17 protein-coding genes are annotated in these 17,351 nt (G+C 70.0%); 4 read left to right on the forward strand and 13 right to left on the reverse strand.

Going from position 1 to position 17,351, the window contains the following annotated elements; genetic code table 11:
• Window positions 1–111: 111 nt before the first annotated feature.
• Window positions 112–831, reverse strand: coding sequence for a hydrogen peroxide-dependent heme synthase (hemQ, locus tag ABTW65_RS12825; protein WP_350660553.1), 720 nt, complete (start codon window positions 829–831; stop codon window positions 112–114).
• Between the two features lie 71 nt (window positions 832–902).
• On the opposite strand from hemQ, the gene ABTW65_RS12830 reads away from it, so the two are divergent.
• Window positions 903–1,853: an alpha/beta hydrolase gene (locus ABTW65_RS12830; protein WP_350660556.1), complete on the forward strand. Its 951-nt coding sequence runs from the start codon at window positions 903–905 to the stop codon at window positions 1,851–1,853.
• Here the strand turns inward: ABTW65_RS12830 and hemG are convergent.
• The 8 genes from hemG to ABTW65_RS12870 all read right to left on the reverse strand — a co-directional run bounded on the left by hemG (window position 1,826) and on the right by ABTW65_RS12870 (window position 10,323).
• The gene (hemG, locus tag ABTW65_RS12835; protein ID WP_350660558.1) at window positions 1,826–3,130 is read right to left on the reverse strand and encodes a protoporphyrinogen oxidase; all 1,305 of its coding nucleotides are present in this window, start codon (window positions 3,128–3,130) and stop codon (window positions 1,826–1,828) included. The two genes, ABTW65_RS12830 and hemG, sit on opposite strands and share 28 nt — an antisense overlap.
• A 33-nt stretch (window positions 3,131–3,163) precedes the next feature.
• Complete coding sequence (locus ABTW65_RS12840; RefSeq protein ID WP_350660560.1) at window positions 3,164–3,454, reverse strand: ribosomal protein L7/L12; 291 nt, start codon at window positions 3,452–3,454, stop codon at window positions 3,164–3,166.
• Window positions 3,455–3,570: 116 nt separating this feature from the next.
• Entirely contained in the window at window positions 3,571–4,068 is a 498-nt protein-coding gene (locus ABTW65_RS12845; RefSeq protein WP_350660562.1) for a flavin reductase family protein, read from the reverse strand.
• Complete coding sequence (locus ABTW65_RS12850) at window positions 4,068–5,402, reverse strand: MFS transporter (RefSeq protein WP_350660564.1); 1,335 nt, start codon at window positions 5,400–5,402, stop codon at window positions 4,068–4,070. Before ABTW65_RS12850 ends, ABTW65_RS12845 begins: the two co-directional genes overlap by 1 nt.
• A gap of 11 nt (window positions 5,403–5,413) precedes the next feature.
• Window positions 5,414–6,562 (reverse strand): LLM class flavin-dependent oxidoreductase, encoded by a 1,149-nt coding sequence (locus ABTW65_RS12855; protein WP_350660566.1) that lies wholly within the window; start codon window positions 6,560–6,562, stop codon window positions 5,414–5,416.
• Window positions 6,563–6,594: 32 nt separating this feature from the next.
• Window positions 6,595–7,803 carry an SfnB family sulfur acquisition oxidoreductase gene (locus ABTW65_RS12860; protein WP_350660568.1) on the reverse strand — a complete coding sequence of 403 codons (1,209 nt, stop codon included), beginning with the start codon at window positions 7,801–7,803 and terminating at the stop codon, window positions 6,595–6,597.
• Window positions 7,800–8,906 (reverse strand): dimethylsulfone monooxygenase SfnG, encoded by a 1,107-nt coding sequence (gene sfnG / locus ABTW65_RS12865; RefSeq protein WP_350660570.1) that lies wholly within the window; start codon window positions 8,904–8,906, stop codon window positions 7,800–7,802. Before sfnG ends, ABTW65_RS12860 begins: the two co-directional genes overlap by 4 nt.
• 175 nt (window positions 8,907–9,081) lie before the next feature.
• Window positions 9,082–10,323, reverse strand: a complete 1,242-nt coding sequence (locus tag ABTW65_RS12870; RefSeq protein ID WP_350660572.1) for an acyl-CoA dehydrogenase family protein — start codon at window positions 10,321–10,323, stop codon at window positions 9,082–9,084.
• Between the two features lie 145 nt (window positions 10,324–10,468).
• Between ABTW65_RS12870 and ABTW65_RS12875 the strand changes: the two genes are divergently transcribed.
• The gene (locus tag ABTW65_RS12875; RefSeq protein ID WP_350660574.1) at window positions 10,469–11,395 is read left to right on the forward strand and encodes a LysR family transcriptional regulator; all 927 of its coding nucleotides are present in this window, start codon (window positions 10,469–10,471) and stop codon (window positions 11,393–11,395) included.
• On the opposite strand, the gene hemE is transcribed toward ABTW65_RS12875, so the two are convergent.
• On the reverse strand, window positions 11,374–12,456 hold the full coding sequence (gene hemE / locus ABTW65_RS12880; protein ID WP_350660576.1) for a uroporphyrinogen decarboxylase: 1,083 nt from the start codon (window positions 12,454–12,456) through the stop codon (window positions 11,374–11,376). The two genes, ABTW65_RS12875 and hemE, sit on opposite strands and share 22 nt — an antisense overlap.
• Before the next feature lie 70 nt (window positions 12,457–12,526).
• Here hemE and ABTW65_RS12885 point away from each other — a divergent pair, with 70 nt between their 5' ends.
• Window positions 12,527–13,165 carry a DUF3000 domain-containing protein gene (locus ABTW65_RS12885; RefSeq protein ID WP_350660578.1) on the forward strand — a complete coding sequence of 213 codons (639 nt, stop codon included), beginning with the start codon at window positions 12,527–12,529 and terminating at the stop codon, window positions 13,163–13,165.
• A complete protein-coding gene (locus ABTW65_RS12890; RefSeq protein ID WP_350660580.1) occupies window positions 13,162–14,430 on the forward strand; it encodes an HRDC domain-containing protein in 1,269 nt (422 codons plus the stop codon). Before ABTW65_RS12885 ends, ABTW65_RS12890 begins: the two co-directional genes overlap by 4 nt.
• 176 nt (window positions 14,431–14,606) lie before the next feature.
• Here ABTW65_RS12890 and ABTW65_RS12895 read toward each other — a convergent pair whose 3' ends face one another.
• The 3 genes from ABTW65_RS12895 to ABTW65_RS12905 all read right to left on the reverse strand — a co-directional run bounded on the left by ABTW65_RS12895 (window position 14,607) and on the right by ABTW65_RS12905 (window position 17,316).
• Entirely contained in the window at window positions 14,607–15,974 is a 1,368-nt protein-coding gene (locus tag ABTW65_RS12895; protein ID WP_350660582.1) for an ABC transporter substrate-binding protein, read from the reverse strand.
• Between the two features lie 118 nt (window positions 15,975–16,092).
• Complete coding sequence (locus ABTW65_RS12900; RefSeq protein ID WP_350660583.1) at window positions 16,093–16,503, reverse strand: type II toxin-antitoxin system PemK/MazF family toxin; 411 nt, start codon at window positions 16,501–16,503, stop codon at window positions 16,093–16,095.
• Window positions 16,504–16,719: 216 nt separating this feature from the next.
• Window positions 16,720–17,316, reverse strand: coding sequence for a hypothetical protein (locus ABTW65_RS12905; protein WP_350660585.1), 597 nt, complete (start codon window positions 17,314–17,316; stop codon window positions 16,720–16,722).
• Window positions 17,317–17,351 lie beyond the last annotated feature (35 nt).

A 17,351-nucleotide genomic window follows, 5' to 3' on the forward strand; every position in this document is an offset into this window, starting at 1 on the left:
ACGGGATCGGCACACGAACCCGAGCAGGAGCCACCGCGACAGATGAGGTTAGTGGAGACGTACAGGGCCGGACAGTGAATTTCCGAGATCTTCTGACCGGTGAGGCGAGCGTCAGGGAAGGCGCTCCAGGAGGTCGCCGATCTCGACGCGGGCGCCGGTGTAGAAGGGCACCTCCTCGCGTACGTGACGGCGGGTCTCGGAGCCGCGGAGGTGGCGCATCAGGTCGACGATGCGGGAGAGGTCGTCGGCCTCGAAGGCAAGCATCCACTCGTAGTCACCGAGGGCGAAGGACGGGACGGTGTTGGCCCGTACGTCCGGGTAGTCGCGCGCCATCTGGCCGTGCTCGGCGAGGAGGCGGCGGCGCTCCTTGTCGTCGAGGAGATACCACTCGTAGGAGCGGATGAACGGGTAGACCGCGACGTAGTCGTGGGTGCGCTCGTCGGCGAGGAACGCGGGCAGGTGGCTCCGGTTGAACTCGGCGGGGCGGTGCAGCGCCATCTGCGACCAGACCGGCACGAGCCGGCCACCGAAGGCGGTGCGGCGCAGGCGGTGGTAGGCCGACTGGAGCTTGTCGGAGGACTCCGCGTGCAGCCAGAACATCACGTCGGCGTCGGCGCGCAGGCCGGCCACGTCGTAGGTGCCGCGCACCACGATGTCCTCGCCCGCGAAGGCGGCGAAGAGCTCCTCGACCTCGACCGCCTCGGCCTTGCGGTCGGCGTCGCCGAGGGTCTCCTCCAGGGAGAAGACCGACCACATCGTGTAGCGGATCGTGTCGTTGAGCTCGTTGATCTTGGCTGCGTTGGACTTGATGTCGGCCTGCGGGTCGGTCATGGCCCCATTTTGCGCTACGGCCGTTCGCCGATCCCCTTCGGGCTCCATCGTCCGGCCTCTAGGGTGTGGGCATGCTGCCGCTGCGTACCCGCATCTTCGCCTTTCTCCAGGAGCGCCTGGTCAAGACACCGCTGAACGCCGAGGAGATGATCGCCCTGCGCGCCCAGCGCGAGGGGCTCCGCACCGGGCCGGTCACCGCGTTCCTCTTCGGCCGTCCCGCGGACGTCGAGATCAAGGAGACGTACGTCGACGGGCGCCGTTTCGCGATCTACACGCCTCATGACGTCAGCGAGTCTGCGCCGGTCGTCATCAACTTCCACGGCGGCGGCTGGTGTCTCGGGACACCGGAGCAGAGCGCCTGGGTCTCCTCGCACGTGGCCGCGGGGACCGGGTCGATCGTGGTCGCGCCGTCCTACCGGCTGGCGCCGGAGCATCCGTTCCCGGCTGCCGTCGAGGACGCCTGGGCCACCGTCGAGTGGGTCGCGAAACACGCCGCTGACCTGGGCGGAGACCCGTCACGGATCGCGGTGATGGGCGACAGCGCCGGCGGCAACCTGGCGGCCGTGGTCTCGCTGATGGCACGTGACGCGGGCGGTCCCGCCATCGGTGCGCAGGTGCTGATCTACCCGGCGGTGGAGATGTACGAGAAGTTCCCATCCGAGGCGGCCAACGCCAACGGACCGGTGCTCACCTCGACGCAGATGAGCACCTTCGGACACCTCTACATGGGCGAGCGCTACGGGGACGAGTCGTGGCAGGCCTCTCCCCTGCGTGCTGCGTCGCACGCCGACCTGCCGCAGGCACACATCATCACGGCGCTGCACGACCCGATCCGCGACCACGGCACGCGGTATGCGGATGCCCTCCGTGCCGCCGGGACCTCCGTCTCGCTCATGGACTACGACACCGCGTTCCACGGGTTCATGTCGCTCCCCGGGGTCGCGCCGGCCGCCCGGGAAGCTCTCGACGGGATCATCGAGTTCCTGCGGGATGTTCACCCCAGCTCGGCCGCGGCGCGATGAGCTGAGCCGATCGTGGCGGGAATTCCGACGCCGTCGTAGGAGGCCCCGGCGAGGGCCAGACCGGGTACGCCGCGGAGACCTTGGCGGATGCGGGCGACGCGGTCGAGGTGGCCGACCGGATACTGCGGAAGGGCGTCGGCCCAGCTCTGGACGTGCACATCTGTCGGCTTCGCGGTGATGCCGGCGATCTGCTCTAAGGCCGCCAGGGAGTCGGCGACGAGCCGGTCGTCATCGTCCGAGGGTGGCTCGCCGTGGCGTCCGATGGACGTACGCAGGTAGTTGCCGCGCTCCCCCACCCAGGCCCACTTGGCGAAGGAGAAGGTGGAGGCCTTGATCGCGCAGTCCTCGACGGGCGGGACGAGGAATCCGGACCTGCCGGCCAGTTCCGCGGGGAGGTCGGGGAAGGCGAAGGTCACCACGGCGACGCTCGCGGTCTCGATCCCGGACAGCTCGCGCGCGACCGACGGAGCGGTCGAGCGGAGCAGCTTCGCGGCGACCGGAGCGGGTGTCGCGACCACGACGGCGTCGGCGGCCTCCACGACGCCGCCGCTCTCGATCAAGAAGCCCTGCGGGGTCCTGGTGACGGTGTCAACGGGGGTGTTGAGCCGGATGTCGAGGCCCCCGGCGAGGATCGCGGGCAACCGGGACATGCCGCCGTCGATCCCGGCGAAGACCGGGACCGTCGAGCTCGGGAGCGCGGCCGCGGCTTCCAGCAGCGACCCCTTCTCGGCCAGCATGAACAGCTGCGGGGCAGCCGCCTTCACCGAGATCGCGCGGGCATGGCCGGCGTAGACACCCGCGAGCAGCGGCTCCGCCAGCCGGTCGGCCGTCTCGTCCCCGAAGCGCGACGCGATGAAGTCACCGACCGAGATGTCCTCGTCCGTCTTCGCAGGTGGGAGGGTGGGTTCGCGGCGTACGACCTCCAGGGTCTCCTCCGAGAGAAGGCCCGAGGACTCCAACGCGGCCAGGTCGAGGGGTACGCCCATGATCGACCGCGGGATCGGCCGTAGCGCGCCGCGCGACCAGATCGAAGACTTCGCGTCGGTCGGGTGGACCACGTCGAGGCCGAGCTCACGAGCCAGGGATACGCCCTCGGGCCGGCGGTTGAGCATCGCCTCGGCGCCGACGTCGACCGTCTGCCCGGCCACGGACTCCCCGCGGATCTTTCCTCCGACCCGGTCGGATGCCTCCAGCACCGTGACCCGGTGGCCCTTCAGCGACAGATCGCGGGCCGCGGTCAGCCCGGCGATCCCTGCTCCGACGACGATGACACGCACAGGAGAAGTCTCGCATCCCCCTGATCGCCTGGATCAGGTGAGCCGCTCGACCGCTTCCTTGGCCTCGAGCAGCCCCACACCGGTCGCCTCCCGGTAGACCTTGATGGCCTCGATCTTCTTGCCCGCGCGCGCCAGCGCGACGACCTCGTCCTGGCGCGGCGCCGGCGGCTCCTCCAGCCCATCGTGCTTCAGGAGCAGGTCGACCTTCTCCTCGAGTCTGTTCAGCCGGCGGGTGAACTCCGCTCGAGTTCTGCTCGCCGACGACTCGATCACGAAGTAGAGCAGGATCAGACCGACGAGGGCTGCGACTCCGAAGGTATCCACAGCCGCACCCTAGTGCCGAGGCGTCACCCGCGTCGGCCGAGACGGCACCGAAGTGCGCACTCGGCCGACAGAAGTGACGTCTCGGCCGACGTACCTGACGCCTCGGCGCGAGGGGGTCAGCTGGCCAGCTTTCCGAAGTTGGAGCGGTGGAAGACGAGGGGTTGGCCGGCGCCGTGGTCGGCGGCGTGGAGCTGGAGGAGTACGACGATGTGGTCGCCGGCCTCGACCTCGCGGTAGACGGTGCAGTCGAACTGCGCGAGGCCCTCGTCGAGGGTGAGGGCTCCGTCGAGGGATGAGCTGACCACGAGGCCGTCGAAGCGGGAGTCGACGGGGCCGGCGAGCTGGCGGCAGACCTCGCCGTGGTGCTCGGCGAGGACGGTGACACCCAGGTGCGAGGAGCGCCGCAGGTCCGGCCACGTCTTCGAGGTCCGGGCCACGGAGAAGGAGACCAGCGGCGGGTCCAGGGACACCGAGGTGAACGATGACGCGGCCAGACCGACGGGACGTCCGTCGACAACCGCGGCGACCGCCACCACCCCGCTGGGGAAGACCCCGAAGGCCTGCCGCAACGCGGCCGGGTCGAGATCCTGATTCGTACGCAGCGGACCGGACATCACGCCACCACCTCTCTCGCGGGCACAGCCCGCGCCTCGTCGACGGCCGTGTCCCGCAGCCTCTCGCCACGGGTCTCCGGCAGCAGCCACATGCAGGTCAGACTGATCACGGCGACCACGACGTTGTAGCCGGCCACCCACCACAGCGAGCGGTCATCGGAGAGCGCCACCAGGCCGGCCGCGATCAGCGGCGTCAGCCCGGAGGCCACCACTCCTGAGATCTGGTAGAGCGCGTTGAGCGCGGAGAACCGGTAGCGGGTGTCGAACAGCTCGCTCCAGAACGCAGCCAGCGGCCCGTAGACGGTGCCGTAGACCAGGCCCAGCCCACCGACGAAGGCCGCCACCGACGGCACCACCGCACCGGACTGCACCGCGGCAGCGACCGGGAAGGCGATCACCAGCCCCAGCACCGCCCCGACCGTGTAGACCGGGCGGCGTCCGAACCGGTCGCTGAGCGCTCCGGAGACGACGGTCATGACCACACCCAGCAGCGCGCCGGCCATGATCGCGTTGAGCACCACCGACCGGCTCAGGCCCGCGTCCGCCACCGCGTAGGAGAGCAGGAAGACCGAGTAGAGGTTGTACGTGAACCCCTCCACGAACCGCGTCCCCATCCCGAGCAGCAGCGTGCGCGGCTGACGCCGGAAGAGCTCCCCGACCGGCAGCTTGGAGACCTTCTTCTCCTGCTGCACCTCCTGAAACGAGGGCGTCTCCATAATCGAGAGCCGGATCCAGGCGCCGATGGCGAGCAGCACGATCGAGATCAGGAAGCAGACCCGCCATCCCCACGCCAGGAACGCCTCGTCGGGAAGCTGCGACGCCACCGCGAACGCCCCGGAGGCGAGCACCAGACCGCCCGGGACACCGATGTGCGCGAAGCTGCCGTAGAGCCCGCGGCGCCCGGCCGGCGCGTACTCGGTGGCCAGCAGCACCGCGCCGCCGTACTCACCGCCGACGCCGATCCCCTGCAGGATCCGGAGCACCACGAGCGCGATCGGGGCCAGCACCCCGATGGAGTCGTACGTCGGGAGCAGCCCGACCAGCGACGTACCCACTCCCATGATCACGAGCGTCCAGATCAGCATGGTCTTGCGACCGATCCGGTCGCCGAAGTGGCCGAAGATCAGCCCTCCGACCGGGCGGGCCAGGAAACCCACGGCGAAGGTGCCGAAGGAGGCGAAGGTCGCCGCGGTGCCGCTGAGCCCGTTGAAGTAGAGCCGGTCGAAGACGAGACCGGCGGCGGTGCCGTAGAGGAAGAAGTCGTACCACTCGATGGTGGCGCCGACCGAGGCCGCGAGCGCGACCCGCTTCGGATTGGCGGTGACAGCAGACATCAGGATCCTCCCTACTGGGCCGCGGCACCGAAGGGCACCGCTGCCCCTCGGCCGGCGACCGGGGCGGGATGGGACCACAGGCCGCGGCTGGCGAGCTCGGGGAGGACGCCCTCGCCGAACCAGTAGGATTCCTCCAGGTGCGGGTAGCCGGAGAGCACGAACTCTGAGATCCCGACGGAGTGGTAGGCCTCGATCAGGTCGGCGATCTCGGTGTAGGAGCCGACGAGCGCGGTCCCGGCACCACCGCGGACCAGGCCGACGCCCGCCCACAGGTTGGGGTAGACCTCGAGCCCGTCGCGCGAACCCTGGTTGAGCTCCAGCATCCGCCGCTGCCCCTCCGAGACGCTGCGGGAGAGCCCGGCCTGGACCCGTGCGATGTCCTCGTCCGAGATGTTCTCCAGCAGCCGGTCGGCCTCGGCCCACGCGGCAGACGAGGTCTCGCGCGCGATCGAGTGCAGCCGGATCCCGAAGCGGAGCTCGCGCCCCCGGTCGGCGGCCAGCTTCTGCACCCTCGCGATCTTCTCCGCGACCGCGGCCGGCGGCTCGCCCCAGGTCAGGTAGACGTCGGCGTAGTCGGCGGCGACCTCCAGTGCGGCGGGCGAGGAGCCGCCGAAGTAGACGTCCGGGACCGGCGTCGGCCGCTGCTCGAGGCGCGCGTTCTCCACCGAGAGGTGCTTGCCCGAGAAGGTCACCGTCTCCCCCGCCCACAGCCGGCGGACGATGTGCAGGAACTCCCCGCACCGCTCATACCTCTCGTCCTTGGCCAGGAAGTCGCCGTACATCCGCTGCTCGTGGTCCTCACCTCCGGTGACGACGTTGAGGAGCAGCCGCTGCCCGGACAGGTTCTGGAAGGTGCCCGCCATCTGCGCGGCCAGGTAGGGCGAGACCGAGTCGGGCCGGAAGGCGACCAGGAACTTCAGCCGCTCCGAGAGGGAGCTGAGCATCGCGGTCGTCACCCAGGCGTCCTCGCACCACGCGCCGGTCGGCGTCAGCGCCGCCTCGAAGCCGAGCTGCTCGGCGCTGCGGGCGATCTGGCCGAGGTAGGGCACCGTCGCGGGGCGGCCCGACGCCAGCGCACTGACGCCGTGACCGCCGCCGATCACGTGACGGCCGTCGCCGCCGTTGGTCGGGAGGAACCAGTGGAACTTGAGGGTGCTCATCGCTGCTGCCTTTCGAGGGGGATGTAGGGATGTCAGATCTGGCCGTGACGCGGCGGTGCGGTGCCGTCGACGGCCCACCGCCCGAGGTGCTGGACCTTCCACGCGGCCGGGTCGTGGAGGGTGTGAGTGCGCGCGTTGCGCCAGTGGCGGTCGAGGTTGGTGGACGTCAGAGCCGCCCGGGTGCCAGAGACCTCGAGCAGCCGGCTGGTGACGTCGACCGACACCTTGGCCGTCGACGCGCGGGCGGCGGCCACGGCCAGGCTCGCCTCCGCGGCCGACGCCTCGGTGAGGTCGGCGTCGGCCTCGTCCACGCGTCGCGCGGCCTCGGCGAGGAGCGCCTCGGCGCTGCGTACGGCCAGCTCCATCTCGCCGAAGGCCTGGACGACCAGCGGGTCCTGCGCGGCCGTCTCAGCTCCGGCGAGCGCGACGGCGTCGGCGTAGGGACGGGACTTGGTGCGTACGAACTCGGAGGCCTCGTCGAGAGCGCGACGGGCGATCCCGGCGTCGATGGCCGCGTGCAGCAGCTGGGCGAAGGCGCCGTAGGTCGTCGGGACGTCGAAGGTGACCGCGAACGGCGTCACCCACTCCTCGGCCACGGAGACATCGGTGAGCCGCACCGTGCCCGACCCGGTCGTACGCTGCCCGACGGCGTCCCAGTCGTCGACGATCTCGACGCCGTCGGTCTCCGTACGGACCCACGCCACCTGCAACGGCCCGTCGACGTCACGCCGCGCGAGCACGGCGAGATAGTCGGCGAAGAGCGAGCCGGTGCAGTAGAACTTCTCGCCGTTCAGCAGCCACTCCCCCTCCTCCCGAGCGGGCGTGAGGGTCGTGCGGATGTCCCGCACGTGCTTGGTGCCGAACTCCGACTGCGCGTTGGCGACCAGAGCTCCGGCCCGCACCTCGCTGTAGATCCGCTGCTGCTGCTCGCGGGTGCCGTTCAGCCGGAGCTGGTTGAGGAAGACGAAGTGGCTGTGCGGGACCTGGCCGACGTTGGGATCACCCCACGAGACCAGCCGGAACACCTCCGCCACGGTCGTCGCAGGGAGCGCCGGACCACCGAACTCGAGGGGGACGGTGAGCGCGCCGAGCCCGGCAGCGGCGTACGCCTTGACCTGGTCGTAGGGCAGCGCCCTGACCCGGTCGCGTCCGCCGTCGCCGAGCGCGAGCTCGTCGGCCAGCCGCCGCGCCACCAGCGGCGCGGTCTCGGCGTCGAGGCGGGCGATCTCGGTGGTGCTCAAGCCACGGACTCCAGCTGCTGCGCCTCGAGCTCGCGCACGATCGGCAGCACCCGCTGGCCGAAGTACGCCACGTCCTCGAGGTAGTGCAGGAAGCCGCCCAGGATCAGGTCGGCGCCGGCGCGCTTGAGCGCCACGATCCGCTCGGCGACCTGCTCGGGCGTGCCGATCAGCCCGGTCCGGAAGCCGTCGTTGTACTGCACCAGGTCCTCGAAACTGGAGTCCTGCCACATCCCGGTCTTGTCACCGGTCGACTGCCCGGCCTGCTTGACCGCGGACCCGAAGCCCTCGACGGCCTCGCGGTCGGCCTTGTCGATGATCTCGCGCAGGGTGTCCTTGGCCTCCTTCTCGGTGTCGCGGGCGACGATGAAGCCGTTGATCCCGAACCGGACCCGGCGGCCGAGCGGCTCGGCGACCGCGTTGACGTCCCTGATCTGCGCGGCCAGGCCCTCGGGGGTGTTGCCGTTGGCGAAGTACCAGTCCGAGACCCGGCCGGCCATCGCCTTGGCGTCGGAGGAGTTGCCGCCCTGGAAGATCTCCGGGTGCGGACGGCCCTCGCTGGCCAGCGGCTTCGGCTTCAGGTCGAAGTCGTGCAGCCGGTAGAAGTCGCCGTTGAGCTCGGCGGCGTCGCTCGTCCAGATCTCGCGGAGGTAGCGGATGAACTCCTCCGAGCGGCGGTAGCGCTCGCCGTGCTCGAGCCAGGGCTCGCCGAGCTGGATGAACTCGTCCTTGAACCAGCCGGAGACGACGTTGACGGCCGCGCGTCCGCCGGAGATGTGGTCGGCGGTGGCCAGGAACTTGGCGAGTACGCCGGGCTGCCAGAGCCCCGGGTGGACGGCGGCGATCACCTTGAGCCGCTCGGTCGCCAGCAGCAGCGCGAGCGAGAACGAGGTGGACTCGTGCTGGTAGGCCGCGCCGTAGGAGGCCATGTAGCGCACCTGTGACAGGGCGTACTCGAAGCCGTTGTTCTCGGCCAGCTGAGCCAGCTTCTTGTTGTAGTCGTAGCCCCAGTCGGTGCGCTGCTCGATCTTGCTCACCACCAGGCCGCCGCTGACGTTGGGCACCCAGTAGGCGAACTTCAGGGGCTCAGTTGCCGGTGAAGTCATGCTGGTCTCCTTGGATCGCTAATGTCTACTAAACTTATCTGATTAAACAGACGGCGGGACCGGGTCTCCCGATGTGGACCACCGGCCGTGCTGATCAGTGGCCCAGATCCCGTGATAGGTGCCGCCTATCAGGCGGTGTCGAGGCGAGAGGCCCTACAGATCACCCAGGGCCGGCTCACGTGTACCAGGTCGGCGCGGGGATCTCCCCGAGCAGCGCGTAGCGGCCCACCTCGGCCCGCTTGTGCGCCACCGGGTCGTGCAGCGAGTGGGTGCGGATGTTGCGCCAGAAGATGTCCAGACCCACCTTGTTGGAGGTCGCCCGGGCACCGGTGAGGTCGTACACCTTGGTGCCGATCTCGAGGCCGACGTCGATCGCGACCTGCTTGGCCGCGGCGATCACGACCGCCGCCTCACCACGCTCCTGCTCGGTGACCTCGTCGGCGTGCGCGTTGATGGCCTCGATCAGGCCCGCCGCCCGCTCGGCCAGCGCCTGGGCCGCCCACAGCTTCGAAGTGAGGTCGCCGTACGTCTCCTGGATGTAGAACTCCTCGCTCCCGGTCTCCTTGACGTCTCCGGCGTAGGGCCAGGCGCGGGTGGTGTCGCGGGTGTAGGTCGCCGCGGTCGTCAGGGCACCCTCCGCGATCCCTAGGTAGAAGTTGGTGAAGATGAGCTGGATGATCGGCACGTTGAGCGTGTTGTAGACCCGCGGGACGAAGTCGTACGTCCCGTCCTCCTGCTTCACGTAGCCGGCCGCGGACTCCCAGGGGACCCGCACGCCGTTGATCTCGACACCGCCGGACTCGGTGAGCCGCTGGCCGAGGTTGTCCCAGTCGCCGGCGAAGACGATGGCCTCCTGCTGGGTCGGGACGATCGCGAAGACGTGCTTCTCGGTGCCCTCGATGACCCCCTCGAGCACGGTCAGGTCGGAGATCCTTCCGCCGGTCGAGAACGACTTGCGGCCGGTGAAGACGAGCTCGTCGCCCTCGACCCTGATCACCAGGTCATCGTCGCGCGGGTTGACCGCGCCGCCGAAGAAGAAGTTGTTCTCGGTGTAGAGCTGCTCGACGGCGGCGATCTGCTCCGGGTTGCCGACCAGCCGCGCCGCCCAGGCCCACAGGTAGTGGTAGCCGAGCAGCTGCCCGATCAAGCCGTCGCCCGCCGCGACCGCCCTGACCACGCGCAGCGCGGTCGTCCAGTCCTGGCCGGCTCCGCCGTGCTCGGACGGGCCGAGCAGGGTGACCAGGCCGCTCTCCTTGAGCAGGTTCACCTCGTACGTCGGGACCTGGTTGGCCCGGTCGCGGGCGACCGCGTCCGCAGAGAGCCTGGTGGCCACCTCGCGGGCACGGTCGACCCAGCCCTCCGGGGTCGTGGGTGCCGCGCCGAACTCCGCGGCGTTGCGTACAGCTTCGGTTGTCATCGCGCCCTCTCAGTCTTGCGTCGTGAACGTTTCCGTCTTTAGTCGACCAAATTACTGGAGAATAGACAGCGTGAGGCGGGCTGGACGCCAGCGATCACCGATCACCCGCTCGGGATGACCGATCACCGACCGACGAGAGGACAGCGTGAGGATCGAGCAGCTGGAGTACATCGCGGCCGTGACCCAGTACGGCTCGCTGCGCCGCGCGAGCGAGCAGCTCCACATCTCCCAGCCCGCCCTGAGCGAGGCGATCACCAAGCTCGAGCGCGAGCTCGGCGTGACGCTGCTCGACCGCCGCCGCGCCGGGGCACGGATCAGTCGCGAGGGCCAGGACCTGCTGCACTCCATGGCCGACGTCCTGGAGGCCGTCGACCGCCTCCGCCTGGCCGCCGGTGACCAGCACGCCGGGGTCAGCTCGGTGCGGGTCGGCACCGTCCACGCCGGCACCTCGACCGTGCTGCTACCGACGTTGCGGCGATTCGCCGACGAGCATCCGCGGACGAGCGTCGAGGTGCGCACGATGGTGCAGGAGGACATCTACCTCGCCCTCGTCGAGGGCACGATCGACATCGGCCTGGTCAACCTGCTCGACGGCGACGATCTGCCGCCGACGGTCGAGGGCAGCGTGCTTCTCCACGGGCGGCCGATCGTCGTGCTGCCCGCAGTCCACCCGCTCGCCTCGTACGAGGAGATCACCGTCGAGGAGCTTCGCGAGGAGCCGTTCGTCGGCATGCGCTCGGGCTACCTGATGTATCGCTTCGCCCACCGCGTCTTCGGCCGGGACCTCCCCCACCACTGGCACGCCACCGACGGCGCCGAGATGGGCAAGATGATGGTCGGCGAGGGCCTCGGACTGACCTTGTTGCCCGACTACAGCGTCGTCGGCGACCCACGCGAGACCGGCGGGCACATCACCGTACGTCCCCTCGCCGGAGATCGCTCACGCGTCACGATGGTCGCGGTGCGACGGCACAACGCGCGTACGACCTCGGGGGCGCGCAGCCTCCTCGACCTGCTGGCCGAGACGGCTGCCCGCTCGCAGCCCTCGACTCAGCCTTCGGCCGGCTCGTAGCTCTGCACGAACTCGGTGAGCCGGGCGAGCTGGTCGGGGTCGGTGGTCGGGATGACGCCGTGGCCGAGGTTGAAGATGTGGCCCTTGGCGCGCCGCCCGGTCTCGATGATCTTCCCGGCCTGCTCGAGCATCACCTCGGTGGGCGCGAAGACGAGGGCGGGGTCGAGGTTGCCCTGGACTCCGAAGTCGTCGCCGAGCTGGGTGATCGCCCAGTCCAGCGGCGTACGCCAGTCGACACCGACGACCTCGGCACCGGCGCTGCCCATCAGCGGAAGGAGCATGGCGGAGTTGACGCCGAAGTGGATCCGCGGGACGCCGAGCTCGCCGATCCGGGTCAACACCTGCGTGGAGTAGGGCAGCACGTGACGCTCGTAGTCGGCGGGCGTGCAGGCGCCGGCCCAGGAGTCGAAGAGCTGCACCGCGGAGGCGCCCGCGCGGACCTGGACCTCCAGGAACGCGCCGGAGATCCCGGCGATCTTGCGCATGAGGGCGTCCCACACATCGGGGGCACCGAACATGAGCGCCTTGGTCTTGGCGTACTCCTTCGAGGGGCCGCCCTCGACCAGGTAGGAGGCGACGGTGAACGGGGCGCCGGCGAAGCCGATCAGCGGGGTGCCGCCGTTGATGCCGGCCAGCTCACCGGTGAGGTTCTGGACGGCCTCGGTGATGTAGGTGACGTGCTCCGGCGTCAGGTCCGGGATCGCCTCCACGTCGGCCAGGGTGCGCACCGGATTGGCGATGACCGGGCCGACACCGGGCTTGATGTCGAGGTCGACCCCGACCGCCTTCAGCGGCAGCACGATGTCGGAGAAGAAGATGGCCGCGTCGACCCCGTAGCGGCGTACGGGCTGCAGGGTGATCTCGGTGATCAGGTCGGCGTCCTGGCACGATTCGAGCATGCCGATGCCCTCGCGGACCTTCAGATACTCGGGCAGCGACCGGCCGGCCTGGCGCATGAACCACACCGGCGTACGGCTCGGCTTCTGCCCTGCGAGCGCCTGCAGGAACGGGGAAGATGCGAGCAGGTCGGGGGTCTTCCCAGAGGTGTGTTCAGCGGCCACCTGGCAATGGTCCCATCCGGTGCGGCGTGTACGCACATCGCGAATCGCGCAGAAGACATACCCTGTTCACATGGTCGTCCGTGGAGAGTCGCGTCCCGCCGCGGGACCGGAGACCGGTCCCGCCGTGTTCCGGTCCGCCGCGGAAGGGATGCGCGCCGCGACCTTTAGACCCGAGGTGCTGGCCGAGGAGATGCCGGCGCCCCAGCGGATCGCTCCGTACGCCGCAGCGCTCTCCGCCGAGGTGACCGTCGACGACGTCGACGTGGCGACCGGACGGCTGATCCTGCTGCACGACCCCGACGGCAACGACGCCTGGGGCACGGTGCACGGACTGCCCGGCACGTTCCGCCTGGTGGCATACGCACGGGCTGATATCGACGTCGAGCACATCAGCGACCCGCTGCTGGGTGAGGTCGGCTGGTCCTGGCTCCTCGACGCGCTCTCCGGTCACGGCGCCGAGCACGTCGCCGCGGCGGGCACCGTGACCCGCGTCGCCACCGAGTCCTACGGCGGGATGGCCGACGAGGACGGCACTGCGCAGATCGAGATCCGCGCCTCCTGGACGCCGGTCGGCACGGCCTCGGGCGACCTGGACCTGCGACCACACACCGAGGCATGGGGCGAGCTGCTCTGCACGGCCGCGGGACTTCCTCCGGTGCCGGAGGGCGTCACCGTCATACCGAGCCGGCGAGGGCAGCGAGGCGCGTGATCGAAGACAACACCGAGGCCGAGACGGGGCCGGACACACCAGAAGATGCTGCTCCGGCGCCACTACTGACCCTGCGCGACGGGCTGCCTCCGGTGACCGACACCGACGAGGGCCTGGTCAAGGCCGCTGCCGCCATCGCCGCCGGCTCGGGTCCTGTCGGGATCGATGCCGAGCGCGCCTCCGGCTACCGCTACTCCAACCGCGCCTATCTGATCCAGCTGCGCCGTGAAGGCTCCGGGATCTGGCTGATCGACCCGATCGGGCTGACCACGATGCAGCCGCTGGTCGACGCGCTCGAGGGCACCGAGTGGATCCTGCACGCCGCCACCCAGGACCTCCCCTGTCTCAGCGACCTCGGCCTGCACCCCTCCGCCCTCTTCGACACCGAGCTCGCGGGACGGCTGCTGGGCTATCCGCGCGTCGGGCTCGGCACTCTTGTCGAGACGGTCCTGGGCTTCACCATGCTCAAGGAGCACTCCGCGGCCGACTGGTCGACCCGTCCGCTGCCGGACGCCTGGCTGGAGTACGCCGCGCTCGACGTCGAGGTCCTCGTCGAGCTGCGCGAGGCGCTGGCTGCCGAGCTCGTCGCGCAGGGCAAGGACGCCTGGGCCCGCCAGGAGTTCGACTGGCTGCGCGGGTTCGAGGCGCCGGTGCGTACCGATGCCTGGCGACGCACCTCCGGCATGCACCGCGTCCGCGGCCGCCGCGGCCTCGCCGCGGTGCGTGAGCTGTGGACCGAGCGCGACCGGATCGCGCAGCAGCGTGACGTCACCCCGAGCCGGATCATCCCCGACGCCGCGATCGTCGCCGCCGCGCAGGATCTCCCGCAGGAGAAGGGCGCGCTGCTCGGGCTGAAGGGCTTCCACGGCCGTGGCGCCGAGCGCTACGCGACCTCCTGGGTGAAGGCGCTCAACCGCGCGGTCACGATGGAGGAGGACGAGCTCCCGGTGCGGTCGCCACGCTCCGACGGTCCTCCCCCGCCGCGCGCGTGGGCCGACAAGGATCCCGTCGCCGCCCGTCGTCTCGCGCTGGCACGTGAGTCCGTCAACGCCCTCGCCGAGGCCCGCAGCCTCCCTGCCGAGAACCTGCTCACTCCCGACTTCCTGCGCCGCGCCATGTGGACGCCCCCGAAGACCCGCGACCCCGGCGCCCTGCTCGACGACATCATCGAGCTCCTCTCCGGCTTCGGCGCCCGCGGCTGGCAGATCGCCCTCACCGCCCCGCTCCTCACCGACGCCGTCCTGCACGCGGACATCGAAGCCTGACCCGGGCGTAGACCCCCTGGCGAGACGTCAGGCGCGTCGGCCGAGAGGTCACGTACGTCGCCCGAAGCGTCACCCAGGACGGCCGAGCTGGCGTCGACGTGACGGCTCGACCGACCTAACCGACTTCTCGACCGACGTACGTGACGCCTCGGGCGACCGGGGTGACGCCTCGGCGGCTACGAGCTGGGTGAGATGGAGGGGGACGGAGAAGCGAGCGGCGTGGGCTGGGGGAAGACGGTCTTGGAGAGCTCGTCGATCTGGACCGCGTAGTCCTCGATCTGATCGGGCTCGGCGACAGCGAAGGAGCCTCGTACGGCGACGGCGGCGACCTTCTGGAGCTGGGCGAGCTGGGTGGCCTCGGGGAGGACCTGCATGTCACGCACGGTGTCGGTGAAGATGCGAGCGTTCTTGGGGTTGCGCTCGGGCTGGGTGAAGACCGGGGCGTAGCCGACCTCGGAGTTGACCGGCACGAAGTGGCCGGTGCGGACCATCTTCACGACCGACTCGGTCGAGATGAGGTAGGTGAGGAAGTCGGCGGTGGCGTCGGGGTCGGCGGTCTCCGAGCCCATGCACAGTCCGGCGTAGTCGCCGGTGGTGCCGTTGCCACCCGGCATCGGCATCACGTCCCACTCCATCGCGTCGGTCGCCCGAAGGTCCGAGACCAGCGAACGGTCACCGACCAGCGCCACCAGGCGGCCCTGCTTGAATGCCTGGAACGGAGTGCGCCCGTTGAGGTCCTTCGCGGTGGCCAGCACGTTGGGCTGGGTCATCGCCTCGACCAGGTCCTCGTAGGCCCCGGCCGAATCCTCGAGCGCGGTGGTCGTCGGAGCCAGCGGGTCGTCGAAGAGGGTCGCGCCGGCGCCGGCGAGCCAGGGCATCAGCGCGGTGAGGTTCTGCTCGACGTAGGTGCCCCGGACGCCCTTGTTGTGCTCGGCGGCATACGTCATCGCCGAGCTGAACTGCTCGACGGTCCAGCCACGCAGGGAGCCATCGGCCCGGACGCTGGGGGTGGGCAGGCCCTCCTCCTTCATGGCGTCGAAGTCGATCAGCCCGGTGTTGACGTAGACGACCTGCGGGGAGACCGAGTAGGGCATGCACTCGAGGCGGCGTTCGACGGAGAAGTCCTCCATCGCCTCGCGGGAGTACTTGTCGCCGAAGTCGACGTTGCGAGCCTCGAGCAGGGTGTCGACGGGCTGGATCCGCTTGTCCTCGGCGAACGCGGCGACGTCGGCACGCGGGGTGAGCACCACGTCGACCTTCTCGCCGCTGTTGACCGCTGCGGTGAGCTGGTCGGCGGTCGGCCAGGACTTCACCTCGACGGTGACGTTGGGGACCTCTTGGGTGTATTCGGCAGCCAGCTGCTTGTAGGTGTCGACCAGCGTCTTGTGGCCGGAGACCCCGAAGACGAGCTTCACCTTGGTCGGCGCCTTCGTCGTGGTGCTCGGTGACGGCTTCGAGGCCGGATCACCGCCACCGCAGGCGGCGAGGGACGCCGAGAGAACCGTCACCAGAAGCGCCGTTGCCAGCCGCGTGCGCCGCACCATTTCCTCCATCTCAACACCAGGACCGGGTCTGTGATGCAACCACAGACCCGGTTTACCAGCGATTCACTTTACGATACGTACCTGGACACTTCCTGAGAAGGATGCTCCAGGACCGGCCTCAGGCGAGGTGATCGCGTGCGGCCTTGATCACATCATCGAAGATTTCCTTGGCGAGCACATCGCCCTCACGGCGTACATCCGCGGGATCCATCCGGATCAGCCGGTCCAGGCGCACCTCGGAGGGCCGGCCCTGGCGGTCCCAGCCGCCGGTGCCGACGTCCATCCAGTGCCGCCCGTTCCGCGCCTCCTGCGCCTCGTCGCGGTCGTGGTCCTTGCTGGTCAGCATCAGAGACAGGAGTACGCCGGCCTTCTGGCCGATCACGAGAACGGGCCGGTCCTTGCCCTGGGTCTCGTCGTCCTCGTAGGGCACCCAGCCCCACACGACCTCGCCCGGGTCGGCGTTGCCGTCACCGATCTCGGGCTCGTAGGAGATGGCGCTCTCGCGCGGTGCGGGCTGGGTGTCGGTCACTTCGGCTCCTTGGTCGGTGGCTGGCGTCATGGCCGCCCAGCCGAGGTGCACCGAAAAGATGATGAACACGCCGGACCGGGAGCGCCTCACGGCGCAAGGCCGCTCGAAGCGGCTGAAGTTGGGACCCGGGGCTGCCGCAGCCCGACGTGTTCGGTCACCAGTGTAACGGTGCCCCCAACCTCCTCCGCATCAAAGCGGACAGGAGGCTACAGCACCTCAGAGCAATCGTTGTTCCAGCTCCGCGTGACCCGCCGCTTCGAGCTGTTCGGAGAGCTGCAGCATGTTGCGTACGTCCTTCGCGTCCGCGTCCGGGTCCAGGGCCGCCCGCCCCGCGGCGATGACGCGGGAGAACGCCGCGGCACGGAGAAGCACCACGGCGAAGTCGCTGCCGGCGATGCCGCGCAGCACCTCGTCGACCATCGCCTTGAGCTCCTGCGGGCCCGGAGGCTCCGCGACACCAGCCACGACCTGCGCGACCTGGGCCTTCGCCCGCCCGGCCTCGAACTCGCGCGCGGCACCGACCGGGTCGGCGTAGACCCAGCTGCGGAGCAGGTAGAGCCGCCACAGACAGCCGGCCAGCGACTCAGCCGGCGAGCTCGACCAGACCTCCGCGATCGTCTCGATGCCCTCGGACTCGGCCAGATGCAGGATCCGCTCGGCGACAGCGGGGTCGTCGCTGTCCCGCGCCCCACGTACGAGCGCCGTCGCCGCCGCGTCGGCCGCCTCCTGCACCAGGGCAGGGTCGGCGCCCCCGAGGAGGGAGTCGAAGAAGCCGTCCCCGGGACGCATCGGCGAATGAAACTCTCTGGACATCGGATCGAGCGTAGCGGCCGCCGCCCGCATGTAAC

The organism is Nocardioides sp. NPDC127503 (genome assembly GCF_040302165.1).
Lineage (GTDB): Bacteria > Actinomycetota > Actinomycetes > Propionibacteriales > Nocardioidaceae > Nocardioides.